Source organism: Lacticaseibacillus manihotivorans DSM 13343 = JCM 12514 (assembly GCF_001435035.1).
Lineage (GTDB): Bacteria > Bacillota > Bacilli > Lactobacillales > Lactobacillaceae > Lacticaseibacillus > Lacticaseibacillus manihotivorans.
In genome coordinates this window covers 1-1,066 of the sequence record NZ_AZEU01000244.1, presented here as the reverse complement: position 1 = coordinate 1,066, position 1,066 = coordinate 1, and the positions used below count along the sequence as shown (strand labels likewise).

General features: G+C 47.3%; 2 protein-coding genes. Both read left to right on the top strand.

The window, feature by feature from the left end:
- Positions 1–162: 162 nt before the first annotated feature.
- Positions 163–363 (top strand): cold-shock protein, encoded by a 201-nt coding sequence (locus tag FD01_RS12825; RefSeq protein WP_054720182.1) that lies wholly within the window; start codon positions 163–165, stop codon positions 361–363.
- A 380-nt stretch (positions 364–743) separates the two neighbouring features.
- Positions 744–1,019: a GNAT family N-acetyltransferase gene (locus FD01_RS12820; RefSeq protein ID WP_056964678.1), complete on the top strand. Its 276-nt coding sequence runs from the start codon at positions 744–746 to the stop codon at positions 1,017–1,019.
- The last annotated feature ends 47 nt before the right edge of the window (positions 1,020–1,066 follow it).

The window sequence follows — 1,066 nt, the reverse complement described above, 5'->3', positions numbered from 1 at the left end:
AGGCCTAAAACTTCCGGCGTTGAAGTGCTCTTCAACACCAAAAATTTTAGACCCCGATTTTAGTTGTCCTAGTCTTGACATTTTGATACACTAACGAAGTACTTCCGCTCGCATTTGAGCGAAGGGCAATTCATGCGCGTTTGCGCTAGGAGGATTTTTAAAATGGAACAAGGTACAGTTAAATGGTTTAACGCAGAAAAAGGCTACGGCTTCATCACTCGCCAAGACGGCTCCGATGTTTTCGTTCACTTCTCTGCTATCCAAGGCGACGGCTACAAGACTTTAGAAGAAGGCCAAGCAGTGTCCTTCGAAGTTGAACAAGGCGACCGCGGTGCCCAAGCCGTTAACGTCAACAAGCTGTAATTCAATCAAAATGCCTTGCCGATTTCGTCGGTGAGGCATTTTTACTAGGCTCCGGGGACTTGGCGTCACTGCGGAAAACTGGACCAGTTGCCGGTGCGGCCGGCTCCAAAGATCAGCAAAAACCGCTGATGCTTTTGCGCCTAAAAAATGAACCGAAGCAAACCACTTCGTTTCATTTTTTGCCGGTGAAATCTGCGCGAACCGCCATAAAGCGGCGTTTCACTTGATTTCACTACCACGGGCAATGGTCCAGTTTTCCTCCGTTTTGCCAAGTTGCCTCCGTCTTTTTGAACTCATCAGCCTAATTGAGCTGTTGAGGCAACGCAAAAAAATGGCCAAGCTTGTTTTCGGCTTGGCCACATCCTGTTAGGAGTTGGAACATGAATTATGCTTGGATCACATCGCCTGATCGGCAGGCTTATCACGGGTTGCTGTTGCTTGGTGATGAAGATGAGGCGATGCTTGCACGTTATGCGAATACAGGAGACTTGCTGGTGGCATTTGACGACGGGCAACCAGTTGGCGTCGCCTTATTTGTGCCGGTTTCAAAAGATATCATTGAGTTGAAGAATTTAGCTGTAGCACCCGAATTTCAACATCGTGGTATCGGGGCGCACTTGATTCAAATGGGATTAAAAAACTACGCCGTGCACTAGTCCCTGTCAAGTTGACAGATGAAATATTATAAAGTTGAATCTGTCTC